General features: G+C 47.9%; 11 protein-coding genes. 10 read left to right on the top strand and 1 reads right to left on the bottom strand.

Going from position 1 to position 13,082, the window contains the following annotated elements:
• Positions 1 to 209: 209 nt before the first annotated feature.
• The 6 genes from MO867_RS07785 to MO867_RS07760 all read left to right on the top strand — a co-directional run bounded on the left by MO867_RS07785 (position 210) and on the right by MO867_RS07760 (position 6,367).
• Complete coding sequence (locus tag MO867_RS07785) at positions 210 to 1,295, top strand: PQQ-dependent sugar dehydrogenase (RefSeq protein ID WP_252465770.1); 1,086 nt, start codon at positions 210 to 212, stop codon at positions 1,293 to 1,295.
• Positions 1,296 to 1,811: 516 nt separating this feature from the next.
• Entirely contained in the window at positions 1,812 to 2,273 is a 462-nt protein-coding gene (locus MO867_RS07780; RefSeq protein ID WP_252465768.1) for a hypothetical protein, read from the top strand.
• A 345-nt stretch (positions 2,274 to 2,618) separates the two neighbouring features.
• Positions 2,619 to 3,158 carry a hypothetical protein gene (locus MO867_RS07775; protein WP_252465766.1) on the top strand — a complete coding sequence of 180 codons (540 nt, stop codon included), beginning with the start codon at positions 2,619 to 2,621 and terminating at the stop codon, positions 3,156 to 3,158.
• 71 nt (positions 3,159 to 3,229) lie between these two features.
• Positions 3,230 to 3,598 (top strand): SpoIIAA family protein, encoded by a 369-nt coding sequence (locus MO867_RS07770; protein WP_252465764.1) that lies wholly within the window; start codon positions 3,230 to 3,232, stop codon positions 3,596 to 3,598.
• Between the two features lie 35 nt (positions 3,599 to 3,633).
• On the top strand, positions 3,634 to 4,437 hold the full coding sequence (locus MO867_RS07765; RefSeq protein ID WP_252465762.1) for a class I SAM-dependent methyltransferase: 804 nt from the start codon (positions 3,634 to 3,636) through the stop codon (positions 4,435 to 4,437).
• Between the two features lie 409 nt (positions 4,438 to 4,846).
• On the top strand, positions 4,847 to 6,367 hold the full coding sequence (locus MO867_RS07760; RefSeq protein WP_252465761.1) for an amino acid permease: 1,521 nt from the start codon (positions 4,847 to 4,849) through the stop codon (positions 6,365 to 6,367).
• Between the two features lie 403 nt (positions 6,368 to 6,770).
• Here MO867_RS07760 and MO867_RS07755 read toward each other — a convergent pair whose 3' ends face one another.
• The gene (locus tag MO867_RS07755; protein ID WP_252465760.1) at positions 6,771 to 7,007 is read right to left on the bottom strand and encodes a hypothetical protein; all 237 of its coding nucleotides are present in this window, start codon (positions 7,005 to 7,007) and stop codon (positions 6,771 to 6,773) included.
• A 732-nt stretch (positions 7,008 to 7,739) separates the two neighbouring features.
• Between MO867_RS07755 and gad the strand changes: the two genes are divergently transcribed.
• The 4 genes from gad (at position 7,740) to MO867_RS07735 (ending at position 13,014) form a co-directional block, all read left to right on the top strand.
• Positions 7,740 to 9,113 carry a glutamate decarboxylase gene (gene gad / locus MO867_RS07750; RefSeq protein WP_252465759.1) on the top strand — a complete coding sequence of 458 codons (1,374 nt, stop codon included), beginning with the start codon at positions 7,740 to 7,742 and terminating at the stop codon, positions 9,111 to 9,113.
• Positions 9,114 to 9,554: 441 nt separating this feature from the next.
• Positions 9,555 to 10,595, top strand: coding sequence for a zinc-dependent alcohol dehydrogenase family protein (locus tag MO867_RS07745; RefSeq protein ID WP_252465758.1), 1,041 nt, complete (start codon positions 9,555 to 9,557; stop codon positions 10,593 to 10,595).
• 463 nt (positions 10,596 to 11,058) lie between these two features.
• Complete coding sequence (locus MO867_RS07740) at positions 11,059 to 12,006, top strand: antibiotic biosynthesis monooxygenase (protein WP_252465757.1); 948 nt, start codon at positions 11,059 to 11,061, stop codon at positions 12,004 to 12,006.
• Positions 12,007 to 12,045: 39 nt separating this feature from the next.
• A complete protein-coding gene (locus tag MO867_RS07735) occupies positions 12,046 to 13,014 on the top strand; it encodes a DUF5996 family protein (RefSeq protein WP_256473876.1) in 969 nt (322 codons plus the stop codon).
• Positions 13,015 to 13,082: the final 68 nt, after the last annotated feature.

Below are 13,082 nucleotides of genomic sequence, written 5' to 3'. Positions count from 1 at the left end.
TCTCTACTGAGTAAGAATAGGAGCTGTCAGATGGTGGTGTGTGGCTATATCTTCATGGCGATGGATGTCTAAGGTTCTTTTCGAAGCTGCAAAATTCTATTTCAACCGCCCATCGTATTCTCTCTGTGTTTTGCCTCGTATTGCCGGTGTGAATTAGTCAAGCTCTTGGTCTAGGGGTAAGATAAGTTTTTACCTGCCGACTGATAACAATGAAAAAAATACTGCTAGCAAGCCTATTTTGTACATCTCTGGCACAAGCAGAAGTGATGCTGGAGCAGCTCCAGGTGCCGGAGGGTTTTGAGCTTAGTTACTACGCCGAAGATGTAGAGACTGCTCGCCAACTTGCCCGCTCAGAATCGGGCACGGTTTATGCTGGTTCTTTTAGTGCTAAAAAAGTGTATGCGTTTCAGGATACAAATGACGATGGCAGAGCGGATAAGCGCTGGGTACTGATGGAGGCCCTGAGGGCCCCCACTGGTATTGCTTACAAAGATGGTGATCTCTATGTGGCTGATGTCAGCAAGATTATCCGCTTTCCTGATATAGAGAATAATCTGGAGATGCCAAAATCTGAGGTTGTTTACGATCAGTTTCCAACGGACAGGCACCATGGCTGGAAATTTTTACGATTTGATGATGAGGGTAAACTGATAGTGCCTGTGGGGGCACCATGTAATATTTGTGATGCCGATGAAAATTACGCAAAGATATTTTCACTGGATTTATCCTCCCAGCAAACCAAGGTTGTTGCTAACGGTGTACGCAATTCCGTTGGTTTTGATTTTCACCCGAAAACGGGAGAGTTGTGGTTCAGTGACAATGGCAGGGATATGATGGGCGATGACATTCCTCCTTGTGAAATAAATAAGGTAAGTTACGCGGGAGAGCATTTTGGTTACCCGTATTTTCATGGCGATGACATTGCCGATCCAGAATTTGGCAAGGGTAAGAGCGTCAGTGATTATTCGGCTCCGGCGTTAAATTTGGGCGCCCATGTGGCGCCTCTGGGGATACATTTTTATCGCGGCAAAGGGTTCCCGGAGGAATACCAGCAACAGCTTTTGGTTGCCGAGCACGGTTCTTGGAATCGAAGTGAGAAATCTGGTTACCGTGTAATGCTGGCGACAATTGAAGGTGAAGAAGTCACCGATTACGAACCCCTTATCACCGGTTTTGTGCAGGGCGAAACGACATTGGGACGCCCGGTTGCATTTTTGGAAATGGCCGACGGCAGTGTGCTAATTTCAGATGATTTCGCACATAAAATTTACCGGCTGGCGTATAGCGGTCAATAGACTGAGCCTTCCACTATTTACGCTGAGGATTTTTACCGCGACACCTCGGTGGGCTGTTGGGAAGTCTATTTTTCGGCAGCTTGTTAAACTGAATCGGGGCCTTTGGGCCACCAGTCAAGTGCTTGGCCATGGATTTAAGATCACGGGTTTGCCTTGTGAAAATAGGCCACAAAATTTTTGCGCCAGGCACGCAATTGTCGGTGTTTTCAGCATTCGACGTACCCTGAGTTCGAATTCTATGCTCTAAGAAATATTTGTGATTTCTTTCGAGATTTTTGCGGTAATCTATTTGCAGGAGATAGACTGACGGTGTATCAAAATGCCTGCAAAAATATAACTATTATCCCTGTACTGTTGGGATTTCCCGGTTGGTTACAAATTTTGACCTTTTGATCGAGAGCCACTCAGTATGGGCTGAACGGTTTCTTTTTGTTACTGTAATCTAACAAACAAAGCAGTTTTTGTCGGACTGTGCTATGTCTACATTAGCAAGAATGCGAATAATGGAGAAAAATCGTGTCTCGCCATATTACCGCGATATCCTTCGTCCGGGTGTGTGTCCTTTCTTTCCTTGGCCTCGCAAGCAGTTCCGGCTTCGCGGAGGAAATTGCGGCAATCACTGATGATCACCTGGAGTTGCGTTTCTCTCAGGCAGAGGTCGTGGCTCAGGTGGAAGTGATTGATATTCATCGGGATGTAGATAGTGCGCTGTCTGAGGAGGGGGTGACGGCGATATCAGGTTATGTCTACTCTGCAGTTCCCAGCGAGGTGTGGAAAGGGCCCATAGGCGGTGAGATTACCTTTCGCTTGGGTCTTGAATCCTGCGATATAAAATTGGAAAAAGGTGAAAATTATTTAATTTTCGCCAATCTGGACAGTTACGGCAGGCTCCACTTGAGGAGTTGTGAGGCTGTAGTGGCAGAGTCAGATGCTGGTGCGATACTGGCGCAACTGAACAAGTTTATTAAGCAGGGTTGATAAAAGGGGTCGCAGTGGGTCTTTTTCAACAAGCCGCTAGTCATAGTGTAACCCTTCGTTATAGCGTTCAGCTATAACCGTAGTGGGCTTTACAGCAATCCAAACGGTAGTAAAACGTTACTCTTCCTTGAAGAACCCCAATGCCGGGTTATTCTTATCATTATTGGCGCGACCTTCTTTTGCCCTTGGTGCATTTCCTTCTGTTAGGCATCAGCGTAAACAGGCTGGAGTGTCAGAGATTTGAATTTTTATTGAAGAGAGTACTTGGCAGCCAGATCCGGTGATCCGGGACGGTTGTGTGATAAATGTCTTCTGTTGATTTGCCTGGGGTCGAGAGGTCCAGATATGAAGAAGTTACTTATTCCCCTGATCATCTTGCTACTGATTATCGGTTACTTTATGTCTCGTAGCGGCGAGCATAAGGCCAAGGAAGCTTACAATTCCATGGAGCAGAAAAGCGAGGAAATGAAGGACTCTTCGACACCCCCTGGGGGTGGCAGTAGCGGCAGTGACCCTATGACTCCCACCGACTCTTCCAGTCCTCCTGACGGCATGGGTAACCCCGATGCTCAAACGCCACAGGGTTCCGACCAGACCGATCCTGCACCTCCCGGGGCAGCCAACGGTAGCGGTACAGCTGATCCATCGGTGCCAGGTTCCGGCGGCATGAGCCCAGGTAGCAATGATTCGGCGACAACCCCCGAAACCTCCGGTAACTCAATGAATGATATGGGCGACCAGGCCGATAATGTTGTAGATGAGGCTTCCAAGGAAGCGAAGGACGCTGTTGAGGGTGCGACTAACGACATGGGTACTTCTTCTCCTGAAGCAGAAACTGACACCGGTCAAGATGAAGGGATGGAAAGCAATACCGACCAGCAGTAATGAAAGAATTAGATCGTGTAAAAAGAGCGTCAGGGCCGCACTCAAGTGCGGTCCTGACACATGCTAAAAATATGATTGAGCACAAGTGGGATCGGGAACATCAAGTTTTGGAGGTCAGGCCGGTGGGTAAGTTGGCTGCTGAGGACTTCCATCATCTATCTGCCCAATTGGACCCCATTATCAGTAAACAGGGCCGAATTGAAGGGTTACTGGTGAATGCGGCGGATTTTACCGGTTGGGAGAATTTCGTTGCAATGATCTCTCACTTTCGTTTTATACGAGATAAGCAACGACATATCCGCAGAATTGCGGTGGTCTCTGACAATCCGATACTGCGTTTTATGCCCAGTCTAGTCTGCCATTTTATCAGTGCAGAAGTCAGACCCTTTCCGGGGGATGAGTACGCCCAGGCTCTGGAATGGTTGCAGAAACCGGGTTAGCATCGCCTCCCTTTTGATTATTCCCTGGAGAGCTGGTGAGTCACCCCATGGCAATTGTTGCTGCTGCGCTGGAGTATATCTCTGCGGCAGAAGAGCTGTCCGCACAGCTTGGTTATCCGTTTCTCGGTGTTGTTCCCCCCTCTGAAGTGATCGATGTTCCCCAGGTGCTGAGCCGTGGGGATCAGCTGCGGTTGTGCGCCACAGGGCGCAAAGCAGCGGGGCCGGTCTTAGTGGATTTTGTGGGTGGGGCGCTTGCGCATCGGCGCAGGTATGGCGGTGGTAAGGCACAGCCGGTGGCCAAAGCCGTGGGGCTGCGTTCTGGTTTTTATCCCAAGATTCTTGATGCGACCGCCGGCTTGGGAAGAGATGCCTTTGTACTGGCGGCACTGGGGTGTGAGATTCATATGCTGGAGCGGAATCCAGTGGTATTTGAATTGCTCCGGGATGGATTGCATCGGTTGCGGTTGGCGGCGATGGAAGATCGTGAACTGGCTGTTATTGCAGAGCGTATGAGTTTGCTTGGCCATTGTTCGTCTGCTGCTGATTGGCTTGGGCAGCAGCCTGAGGAATCCCTGCCGGTCGTCTACCTGGACCCTATGTTTCCACCTCGAGGTAAGGTTACCAAGGTAAAAAAGGAAATGGTGGCATTCCATCACCTGGTCGGAGCTGATGAGGATGCAGCTGCTTTATTAGCGCCCGCACTGACGGCCTGCTATTACCGTACTGTAGTTAAGCGCCCGAAGTTAGCCCCCTATTTGACCGAAAAAAAGCCGAGTTTATCGCTGGAGGGTAAGTCCGGCCGTTTCGATATTTATACCAAGCACGGTGTGCCGGGCTAGTACCTCGCACTGGGTTGAAGTCTTATGCCGATTCACCGCTTAAATCCTTTGGGTATTCCAGATGCGGATTGCGCCTTTTGGCAATTGTAAATTTTCGCCATTCCGAATGACACCTATATTAGGGTAGGGAATTTCGCAGCCATTTTGCGCCTGTTTTTTGATTTTTGTTTTCTGTGCTCAAGATTACAGCTCTGCTGGTATATCGACGGCAGATTGAACTCAGTGGCTTCCCTAGAAAAACACCAAATTTTTTCCTGGATTTGGAAGGGCTTGGTGTTCTTCCAGGTCGATCTGTCGAGAAAGCGATTTTGGGGCGCCCCTTCCTCTTTTCTATCGCGATGACTCGTGGAGTGTCTTTTATGTCTTTGCGCTGGCGCTAGCTCATATTGCGATTCAAGAGGTCCTTTACGTGGGACAGAAAGGGAATAGCCCGTCCGGCATGCCAGATATCGCTAACAGAAAGATGTTTTCTGTTACGGCGCTGGGGTTCCTGACGGCAGCGACCGTTGTCACCAGTTTGCGCAGTTTGCCGATGATGGCCCAGGAAGAGCTGACGATGTTTTTTTACATCGGCATCGCTGCTGTGCTTTTTTTGATTCCCGCAGGCTTGGTGGCCGCAGAATTGGGCAGCGCTTTCTCGGATCGAACCGGTGGTGTCTATACCTGGGTTGGGGAGGCGTTTACACCCAAGTTGGGGTTTGTTGCCATCTGGCTGCAATGGATCGAGTGCATTGTCTGGTATCCGACCGAGTTGGGTTTTGCGGCAGCTGCGGTGGCTTACGCGGTAGGTGACAATAGCATCGCACAGAATACCTACTATATCGGTGGTTTTTGTATCCTTGCCTATCTAGTGGCCACATTAATAGCGCTAACCGGTACTCAGTTATTGGTGAGGGTGGCGCAATTTGGTTTTCTCGTGGGAATCGTATTTCCCTGTTTTATTTTGATTGTTTTAGCGGTTTGGTGGGTGGTCAGCGGCAACCCGGTAGGCTGGGAAACTCTGACTAATCCAGAAGTGGCTGTACGCGTGGATGGATACGACCATCCCCGTTGGTTTCCCCATATCAATGGACTGGGTGCAGTCGCATTTCTCGGCGCTATATTGCTTGCCTTCGCCGGGGTAGAGGCGCAGGCTACCCATGTCTCAGAGATGCGCAACGCACGGCATGGATACCCTATTGTGATTGGTATTGCGGCCGTTACTTCCATCTTGATTTTTACCCTGGGAGCTTTATCGATAGCCGCGATACTGCCCTATAAGGAAATCTCTGTGGAAACCGGTTTGTTTGTCGCATTTGAGAGGGCTTTTGAACGCCTATTGGGAATTGAGTGGCCGGTTCAGGCGTTATCTTGGTTAATTGGCTATGGGGCGCTCAGTGGGGCGCTGGCATGGCTGGCGGGGCCCAGTCGAGGCCTGTTAGCGACGGCTCAGGATGGCATGTTGCCGCCTTGGTTTCAGCGGGAAAACCGCATAGGCGTACAAAAAAATATTTTATACGCTCAATTTATCGTAGTTGCACTTATTTCCTCAATCTATATCGTGATGGAAAATGTGGCCACCGCATTTGTACTGATTTCTGCAATGGCGATCAGCTTGTACATCATTATGTACCTATTGATGTTTGCAGCAGTGATTCGCCTGCGTATCACCAGGCCCGATTTACCTAGGAGCTTCCGTATACCCGGCGGCTTGGTAGGGGTTTGGATTACCGCGGGTACAGGGCTTGCCTCAGTTATTTTTGCCTTGATCGTTTCCTTTTTCCCACCGGAACAGTTAACTATTAAAAGCCCAATAACCTATGTAGCGCTTAACGTTGGTGGCATAGTCATTGCAATTGTTTTGCCTTTATTGATCTTTCGTTTTCGCAAGCCTTCCTGGCGTGGACAGGGTGGCCACCAACAGCAGTCGTTTTCCGATATCGATGAGTGAGCAGGAGAGCGGTGTTAGGGTGGAAAGCGGCATTCGAGCAAATTGCTAAACAATGCTGTAGGGATATCCCAGAGGACCTTTATTCGGGTGCGGTATCTTCGCCTTCGTCGCAAAAATAGTGGTTGCTAAAGCATCGGAAGTTGGCTGTTATTCATGGTTGTAGCTGATATTGAGCTGGAAATTTTGCGGTGTTGAAAATCGCTATCGACACGCGATATGTTTCTCGATCAGTTTTCTATAGAAGCGTATATATTGTGATCTGGCCTATCCAGACTTCATGATTGCGGTTTATTCGTTGAAGTAAAGTGTCAGAAGCCACTGGTGAATTAAGGTTGGGATAGCGCTTTCAAGCAATAGTTGGTTACCGGGGCAGGGTCTCGTAGGTGGGGTGTGTTGCCTCACACTAATTAGCGCACTCTTTTGTTGCTGATAAAATTGTCCCATTCTGGAAAATCTTATTTGTGCGACAAAAGCAGAGAAACATGCCGAGTGCGCCCGATATCGCCAACAGAAAGATATTTTCTGTTGCAGCCTTAAGGTGTCTGACAGCTGCAACTGTTGTTATCAGCTTGCGAAGTTTGCCGATGAAGGCGCAAGAAGAGTTGACGATGTTTTTTACATCGGCATCGCTGCGGCGCATTAGATCTTAATTTTTACATTCGGGGCGCTGTCGACTGCCGCAATACTACTCTACCAGGAAAATTCTGCAGGAACCGGTTTATTTGTTGCATTTGAGGGGGCTTTTGAACGCCTGTTGAGAATTGAGTGGTCGGTTCAGGTGCTATGTTGGTTAATTGGCTATGGTGTGTTCAATGGGACGTAGGCATGGCTGGTAGGGCCCTGCCGTAGACTGCTAACCACGGCGCAGGATGGGATGCTGCTGCCCGGGTTCCAGCGGGAATATTGTATGGGAGTGCAGAAAAATAGTTTATACGCTTAATGTATCGTTTTGATGTTTTTCCCGTCCATCTATATCGTCATGGGCAATGCATCTACAGTGCTTATCTTGATTTCAGTTCTGGCGGTTAGTTTGTATTTTATTATGTACCTACTGATGTTTTCGGCCGTTATTCGCCTGCGCATAACCAAACCCCATTTACCCCGAAGTTTCAAAATTCCTGGAGGCTTGATGGGTGCCTGGGTAACAGCAGGAATTGGTATGGTTTCCATTATTTTGCCTTAATTTTTTTCATTTTTCCACAGGAATAACTATCTATCCAAGACCCAATAACTTATGTGCGATGTTCCTGGGTCGGATCGCTATTACTGTTCCGCTGTTGATTTTCTATTTTTATCGGCCTGAATGGCACGGCGAAGGTGGGCACCAGCAGCAGTCATTTTCAGAAATTGATGGTTGAAAAGGAGGTTGGCTTTGAAGCAGCAGTCCCCGTTTGATAGGTTCTTTGATGAGTATAATGAGGATATTCCTGAGGACCACTTTCCCACCAATGGAATTTCGGCACATGCCGCAGAGGCGATCGTCGCCAGCGAAACCTGGTCCGATGCCAAGCCAGCGATGAATCTCTCGTCATTTGTTACTACATTTACCGAGCCTGAGGCTTTTGAAGTAGCAAAAAAACACTATTTGAAGAACTATATCGATCACGATATGTATCCCCAGTTATTTGCCATGGAATCACGTATGGTGCGTTGGTTACACGAGCTGTGGAATGGCCCTAAAGATGTAGAGCCATACGGAGCAGCGACCATCGGCTCCTCGGAGGCTTGTATGTTGGCGGGCCTGGCTCACAAGTGGAATTGGCGAAAGCAGCGAGAGAAATCTGGCAAGAACACATCCAGTCCAAACCTGGTTACCGGTGCTAATGTACAGATTGTGTGGGAAAAGTTTATGCGATACTTCGATGTGGAGCCACGCATAGCCCCCCTAATGCCTGGGCATTATCGCTTTACCAGTGAGCACCTGGATAAGTTGGTGGACGAAAATACTATTGCAGTCGTGGCCATTGCCGGTCAGACATTTACCGGAGAAGACGACGCTTTTCGTGCTATTCACAACTGGCTGGACAAGCACCAGGAAAAGACTGGGCAGGACATTCCCTTGCATATTGATGGTGCTTCAGGGGGATTCGTCAATCCATTCCTTTATCCTCATTACAAGTGGGATTTCCGCTTGCCGAGAGTGAAATCCATTAATGCATCTGGGCATAAATTTGGCTTGGTCCCGCCTGGATTGGGCTGGGTTATTTTTCGTGAGCGTTCAGTCTTCTGTGAAGACCTGATGTTCTATGTGAATTATCTGGGTGGTGAAATGCCTACTGCAACTTTAAACTTTAGCCGCAATGCGTCCACGGTAGCCTATCAGTATTATAATTTCATTCGCCTCGGCTTTAACGGTTACCGGGATATCATGCGCCATACGCTGGAAAACGCAAAGATACTTCGCACTCGTTTGGTGGATAGTGGTTACTTTGAGATTATGAATAGAACTCAGAGGATTCCTGTGGTCGCGATGACTCTGAATAATCAGTTTACTCATTTTAATGAATATGATATTTCTGACAAAGTGCGCGAACGCGGATGGGTCCTCTCGGCATATTCTATGCCTCCCAACGCTCAAGCGGTTAATTCCTTGCGGATCGTAGTGCGTCCACATCTCAACTTGAATGCGATCAACGGGCTTGCAGATGATATTATCTTTGCATGCGACTGGCTGAAGCAGCACGGTGGTAATGCAAGTCCGCCGAATTTACATAACCCACACAAGGTGGCCCCGAGTAAGTGTTAAGGGTTTGTAAATATTGGTATCAACGTTGTACTCTTTAATCTAAATATGAAAGCTAGCAATCATCTACGATACAAATGATTGCTAGTTTATTGGCTGAGGGAGGCCAATAAATTTTTAAATTATACATTTTAATATTTTAGATAATATTGCATAGGTTTCCTATTCCCTGCTATTTACTGTTTTGTGATTGTGATTGTGATTGTGATTGTGATTGTGATTGTGGTCGGAGCACGCAGAAATTTCCCTATTCACCTTGTGCTTTATCGCATAACTATCTGCTATTTCCATTGAGCAGCAATATAGGAAAGCACAAAGAAGAGGGCTGGAGGCGGTTGCTATTAACCCGCTTGAACTATTGATTGGGAAGGGTAGACTGGTCGCAGGCTGGCCGAAGACAAGGGACAGTTGTAATTCATAGCTTTCGTCGAGTGCAGGCCACTAGTGGCAATATATATATACAAAGGGTACGGCAATATGTTAAAGGCGGAATACCTACAGCGTGGCCCGGTGCCGCAGGATGTTATTGAGGCGGTGGCTTTTGAGGACCCTGAACTTCAAGAAGGACAGGTACTCCTGGAGCTTCTGGCATCTCCTATTAACCCATCCGATGTTTTGACGTTGACGGGAGAGTATGGCCTGTTGCCACCGCTGCCCGCTGTTGGTGGTAATGAAGGTGTCGCGAAGGTGGTCAGGCACGGCCCTAATGTTTCGGGTCCTGAGATTGGCCAGATCGTACTTTTGCCCGTGGGTAGTGGCACCTGGGCTACTCATATGGTGGCGAATGCTCAAGGTTTGGTCCCTCTGCCGAATAATGTGGACCCTGTGCAGCTGTCCATGATAACTATTAATCCTCCCACGGCATATTTACTATTGAGTGAATTCGTGGATCTCCAGGAGGGGGACTGGGTTATTCAGAATGCGGCAAATTCAGGTGTCGGGTCCTATCTCACTACGCTGGCCAAGTTGCGCGGCCTAAAGGTCATCAATGTAGTTCGGCGGGAGTCGCTGATTGATCCAATGCTGGCCGCAGGAGCCGATGTCGTTTTGGTTGATGGTGAAGTTAATGGCGAGGGCTTGGGTAAGCGGGTTGCCGCGGCTACCGGTGGAGCTGAAATCAAGCTGGGCATTGATGCTGTAGGTGGTATGGCGACAGCTAGAATGGGGGAGGCTCTATCAGAGGGGGCGACTTTGGTGAATTATGGCGCGCTTAGTGGTGAGCCATGTGTCATCGCCCCTGGCATGATTATATTCAAAGATATTACGGTACGCGGATTCTGGCTGGCAAAATGGTTTGGCGCCGCAACGCCGGAGAGGCAGCATGAAGTCTTTGGTACTATCACCAAGCTGGTTGCGGAAGGTAAGCTGTCGGCGCCAATTCACGGCACGTATCCGCTCAGTGAGATTAAAGAGGCCGTGCGCGTGGCAGCTGCGGGTGGACGTGATGGTAAGGTAATTGTTACTGGCGAAAGCTGGACTGCCTGAACTTAATGTAATGAGTGCCAAGCCAATTTGACTTATTGAAGTGGCTTGGCGCACGCGCAGAAACCTCGGCCATTTGGTCAAAATTCTATGGATCGAATGCTATTCTTAGTGTCAATTTCGGCATAGTCATGCAAATCAAGCCCGATCCCTGAGGGGGGGGATAAAAGGTCTTCCGTGGTCTTTCTCTACTCGGGTTTGCACCTAGGTCCACAAACCCTCTTAGATTGATCAAGCACTTACCTTCATGATCGACGGCCCGGATGGTCCTGTTCTGGCCGGCAGGTCGCTGAAAACAACTTTTCGACCGCCAACGAATAAGTTTTAATTTCTCACTGGTTCTGATTTTATGAGGCAGATTAACTTTCTAGGCTTTATTCTCTGGTCGAGAACTCTGCGTGATTTATTGATTTTAAGGTTCGCTCTCGTGACCAAAAATAGAATGTGGTGGAGCAGTTGCTAAGTAATGGAAGAAAATTCCAATGCGAGTGTCGTGCTGTCACAGGAGGTCCCCACACATAGAGGAACCAGTTATCGTAAATGGCATCAAAAACTGGTGGATGTGGCTTTATCTTGTGATGGATTAATCGAAGTCAATTTATTTGAGCCTGTCTCTGATGTCCAAAAGGAATGGGTTCAACTTTTCCAGTTTGAGACGATTAAACAACTCGAGATTTTTCTTGATAATAGTACCTACAAGTATCTTATCGTTTCCGCCGAGGAAAATTATGGGGTTAAGGTAGGACAGCAGATAATCGTTGATACCTGTCAGATGACAATGCCGGTGACTCTGGTGGTGTCAAAGCGAGTCAAGTCAAAGTTTTTACGTGAATATAAAAAGTGGCAGTCCGAAATTGATGAGATGGTCGCTAAATTTCCAGGTTTTATGGGATCTGATGTTACCAGGCCGATCCAAGGAGTTCAGGATGAATGGGTGGTGGTGTTACGCTTTAACTCGACTCGACACTTGGAGAACTGGCTAGGTTCTGACGAACATAGACGTTTGATGAATAAGGGGCGGCGATTTTTTGAAGACGTTAGCATAAAGCGTATTGGGCACGGCTTTGAGGATTGGCTTGCTCATGTGCGGGGTAAAACTCGCGCCTCGCCATCACAGTGGAAGATCGCTATGTTAATTCTGCTGGTGCTTTATCCCATTGTTATGGCTTCCACAGATTGGATTTTTCCTTTTCTTAATCACTGGCCACTTGCTTACTCTACATTTGTCACTAACGCCTTAACTGTGTTTTTGCTTATCAGGTTTGCCATTCCCATGGCAACCAGAAAATTTAATTTCTGGCTTTCAGATAAATCAGGGAGGTTATCTAGAAAGAATGTGATGGGTACGGTTGTAGTCATATTACTATATATAATATCGGTTTTCTTTTTCAGTTGGCTGGGAAAAATGATGTAGTAGTGCGGGCTGGTCTACTATGTCGCTTGATGCAAACTTATGAACATCGGAGTGGGATCAGTGGGGAAATCAGTAAATCGATCTAAAAGCAGAGATTGGCCGGCACTGCCTTATGTAAATTGGCTGGATACTATAGCAACACTACATATGTGGACGCAGGTTATTGGTAAAATTCGCTTGGAGCAAACTCCCTGGATTAACCACTCTTGGCATGTGCCATTCTATATTACCGCGCGCGGAATTGAGACATCTCTTGTCTCTTATGGGGGGCGGTCTTTCTCTGTTTCTTTTGATTTCCACCTGCATTTACTAAAAATTCTGGTTACTGATGGCGGTGAGTGGGTTTTACCTTTGGAAACCCGGGCTGTGTCAGATTTTTATTGGGAGGTTATGGCTGGATTCAAGCAGTTGGGTATTCCGGTTGATATTAACACCATGCCTTCAGAGGTTGCGGATGCGACGCCTTTTGAGCAGGACCAGAACAATCGCCAATATGACCCTGAATATGCCTGGCGATTCTGGCAGGCTTTGGTTCAGATGGATCGCGTGTTCACTGAATTCCGCAGCAGATTTATTGGGAAGTGCAGTCCGGTACATTTCTTTTGGGGGAGTTTTGACTTGGCGCTTACTCGATTTTCGGGTCGCGAAGCACCTCCTCATTCGGGAGGTATTCCTCATTTTCCTGATTGGGTCGCAAGAGAGGCCTATTCTCATGAGGTGAGCAGTGCAGGTTTTTGGCCAGGTGGTGGCGGGGTAGATAGTGCCTGTTTTTATTCATATGCATATCCAAAGCCTCAAGGATTTGCGCAAGCCAAGGTTGCGCCTGACGCAGCATATTATTCTGAAGATTTGGGTGAGTTTTTGCTGCCTTATGATGCAGTTAGAACTTCGCGGTCTCCTGATGATACGCTTCTAGATTTTTTGCAGTCGACCTATGAGGCGGCGGCGGACAAAGGAATGTGGGATCGATCTGCTCTTGAGAAAGAGTTTCCGCTACAGGCTCGATAATGTACTCATAGAGTTTTGATAAAGATGATTGCCGCCCTTTACCCATCAGCAGGCCCTTCAGGACTGAT

Origin of the sequence: Microbulbifer okhotskensis (assembly GCF_023895975.1) — a bacterium.
Taxonomy (GTDB): Bacteria; Pseudomonadota; Gammaproteobacteria; order Pseudomonadales; family Cellvibrionaceae; genus Microbulbifer; species Microbulbifer okhotskensis.
Note: the sequence above shows the minus strand (reverse complement) of the source record. Positions and strands in the feature narration are given on the sequence as shown.